3 protein-coding genes are annotated in these 3425 nt (G+C 33.2%); all 3 read right to left on the bottom strand.

Annotated features, from left to right (window positions below; genetic code table 11):
- Nucleotides 1-338: 338 nt before the first annotated feature.
- Nucleotides 339-1619: an HlyC/CorC family transporter gene (locus FJ213_13060; protein ID MBM4177080.1), complete on the bottom strand. Its 1281-nt coding sequence runs from the start codon at nucleotides 1617-1619 to the stop codon at nucleotides 339-341.
- A gap of 248 nt (nucleotides 1620-1867) precedes the next feature.
- A complete protein-coding gene (locus tag FJ213_13055; protein ID MBM4177079.1) occupies nucleotides 1868-2536 on the bottom strand; it encodes a hypothetical protein in 669 nt (222 codons plus the stop codon).
- Between the two features lie 714 nt (nucleotides 2537-3250).
- Nucleotides 3251-3425 (bottom strand): T9SS type A sorting domain-containing protein (locus tag FJ213_13050; GenBank protein ID MBM4177078.1); only part of this gene is annotated, 175 nt, incomplete at its 5' end.

Genomic DNA, 3425 nt, shown 5'->3' with positions numbered 1-3425 from the left:
CAATACTATCAGAATTTTCTTGACTAAAAGAAATACTATAAAAAGCTGACCAAAACAATAAAATCAATATCAAGTTTTTCAAATTCATTCTGCTTTCTTTATTGGTATAACGACGTTGTGCATAAGCCGCAGCCCAGAACAAGACTGCCGAATGAAACTACATCTGCCGAAGATTTAGCAAACCGTGCTTATCTTTCTTTGCAAGCACGGTTTGCAAGTTAATTAATTTAGTATGAACACTTTGAACAAGTTTGCCGAAACGGAACGACTAACATTAAAATTATAAAACTGCCGAATGCGAAAACGCTGTCGGCTTGATGCACTGGTTAGGTTGCTCTTCATAAACTATCTACTTTTTTTATAAGAACTTTATCCACTCTTTTCCCATCCATATCAATAACTTCAAATTTATATATACCATAGGTCACTATATCACCTAATTCAGGTATTTTCCCAAGTCGCTTCATTAAAAAGCCACCAAGTGTTGTATAATCTTTTGCAGAAAATTCAATAAGTAGATGTTCGGATATTTTTTTTACTTCAATTGAACCATCAACCAAATATGATTTATCTTTCCTTTCAAATATTTCAGGCTCAGTTATATCAAATTTTTCCGGTATATCTCCGGCAATATTCTCAATTAAATCGTGCAATGTGATAAGTCCTTGTGTGCCACCATATTCATCTATTATTAAAGCAATATTTGTTTTATAAATGCGGAACTTTTCAAATAACTCAATTGAATAAATAGATGAAGGCACAAACAAAATATCATTTAGGGTTGTGCGTAAATCAAAGCTATGGTTAATATTATAGTTGAGCAAAAATTCTTTTGATTCCAGAATTCCAAGCGTGTGGTCAATATTGTTTTCACAAACCACATATTTTGAATAATGATGCGAAGAAATAAAATCTAATACTTCTTGATTTGTCATTGATATATCTATCCATTCAATTTCTGTTCTTGGAACCATTATTTCTAAAACTCGTTTATCATTAAAACTAAAAATTTTTTTTATCATTTCTGTTTCTTCATTTTCAAATGTGCCGTGCAACTTTCCGAATTCTAATAAAGATTTTAACTCATCTTCTGATACAGGTGGTTCTTCACTTTTTTTTATGCGAAAAAGAAATATTATAAACCTTGTTGATACACTCAGGAGCCAAACAAATGGGGCAAATGCTTTTGCAAGAAAAAACATAAGTGATGCCATTAATAAAGTAATTTTTTCTGGATTGTTAAGTGCTATACTTTTAGGAACAAGTTCACCTATAACTAAAGATAAGTAAGTAATTGTTGTAACAATGATTGCGAAGGAAATTTCAATAGAATAGGATTTTAAATATTCTATTTGACTTATATATGGTGTTAAGTCTTCAGCCATTGCATATCCGCCAAATGCTCCAGCAAGAATTCCCACTAATGTAATGCCAATCTGCACAGCCGAGAGAAATTTTTCAGGTTCACTTAGCAGGAACAATGCTTTCTTAGCAGACTCACTTCCTTTTTTTGCTTTTTCTTCCAATTTAAAACGTTTGGCTGAAACAAATGCAATTTCACTCATTGCTAAAAAACCATTAATCACAACTAGTATTAATATTATAATTATTTCATACATATAATTTTTCTGTGCAACCTAACGACGTTGCCGATAACCCGCCGCCCATAACAGCAATGCAGATTAAAACGACAAAGCCAATAATTTAGCAAACTACACTTATCTTTCTTCGCAAGTGCAGTTTGCAACAATGTTAATTAATAGAACTACTTTGAACAACAAACTTGTAACGGAACAACCAAGCCAAAAATATTAAAACTGCCGAATGCGAAAAGGCGGTCGGGTTGATTGGCTGGTTATATGCAAATTTAATTTGTTCCAAGAATAAAACTTAATCCAACGCCAAAAGTTGTAGTTCCTTCACTAATACCAACACGTGGAGATATTACAAAAATATTCTTGGGTGAAGTATTAAACGCTAATCCTAAACCAATTCCAAATACTGTTGTGTCATCTTTTTCAGATTCCTCATTACCAGCATTATCTTCCAATTTTACTTCGCCAGTAATATAAGAGAAGCCAATTGATGGTTGTATTCTAAAAGACTCTGAAGCTTTAAAGTATCCAAATAAAGAACCACCGATTGAAAAAAAACCTCCAGTCATATCGATATTAAAATCATCAAGAACATCGTTTGAATACATTTGCCAATCATAACCGGCACCAATAGCAAAAGACAAGGGGATTTCATCATTTTGCTTAAGCGCATAGAAAGTTAAACTTGGTGAAATAACTGTTGCATTTAAATCTGCACCCAATAATTTCTGGTCAAAGCTGAAACTCTCTACTCCTATACCAAAATCAAAAATTCCATTAACTGAATAACCAACACTTCCACCAATTCCAGTAACATCTTCATTAGTAGAGAAACCACCTCCTATTCCAAAACCACTTTGACCTCTTTCCAAATAAGCACCTTGACCATAGATAGAACAAGAAAATAAAAAAATTATAAAAACCGTACTAAAAGATTTCATTTTAACTCCTTTTGTTTTGCATATAACTATTAATTATCCTGCACAGCTTTATTATATCTAGAATGATATACTGCGTGCAGGTGCATGATATCATTCCAATTGTTTTGTTTTTCTTTCAAATTCACAATATTTAAAAATAGGTCGTGCATATCTATAATCCATTTCATTTCAGTCTAATGGACTCTTAACTCCAAGTCCTCGGTTTAAAACATGCGTATATATCATTGTCGTTTTTACCGACTTTGGACTGTAATAGTTTGCTCGCAGATTTATTCTAACTTCATTAAGTCCGTTAGCTAACGGATTTGGTTTTTGCCCGTATGATTGAATTAAGTTCATTCTTTAATTCTCCCAGAAGTATTTTAGTAATCATTCGAATGAATGTCAAGCTGTTTAGTTAAAAAGTTCATAAAGTTAAAAAGTTCATAAAGTTTGAAAGTTCATAAAGTTTGAAAGTTCATAAAGTGGGAAAGTTCTCCTTCGCCGACTGGAATCTTTGTTTTTTGTTCTCTCGATACGTTTCGATAAACCTGTCTGCCGACAGGCTAGATCGGGACTACTCGAGAACCAATATAAATTTAGGGTTTCGCGTAATCCGTCAACTGACGGGTATATCGAGAAGTCGTAATTTGCAGCCGCTTATGAAGCGAACGAATGTGTTAAAAAATTCTAAAGAAGTAATAGAAGATTATTAATCAGTTAAATCTCGGTCCTTTACTTCATCAACACCATTTTTTTCGTTTCAACATACGAGCCGGTACGGAGCTGATAGAAATACACACCGCTCGTGAATGCAGAATTTGGAATGCGGAATGAGGAGTTGTGAATACCTGGTTCTAATACTTCGTCGACTAAAGTTGCAATTTCCTTACCGAGTATATCATGAACT

This window comes from Ignavibacteria bacterium, assembly GCA_016873845.1.
Lineage (GTDB): Bacteria > Bacteroidota > Ignavibacteria > Ch128b > Ch128b > JAHJVF01.
The sequence above is the reverse complement of the archived record's forward strand: the minus strand, read 5'-3'. Positions and strand labels throughout refer to the sequence as shown.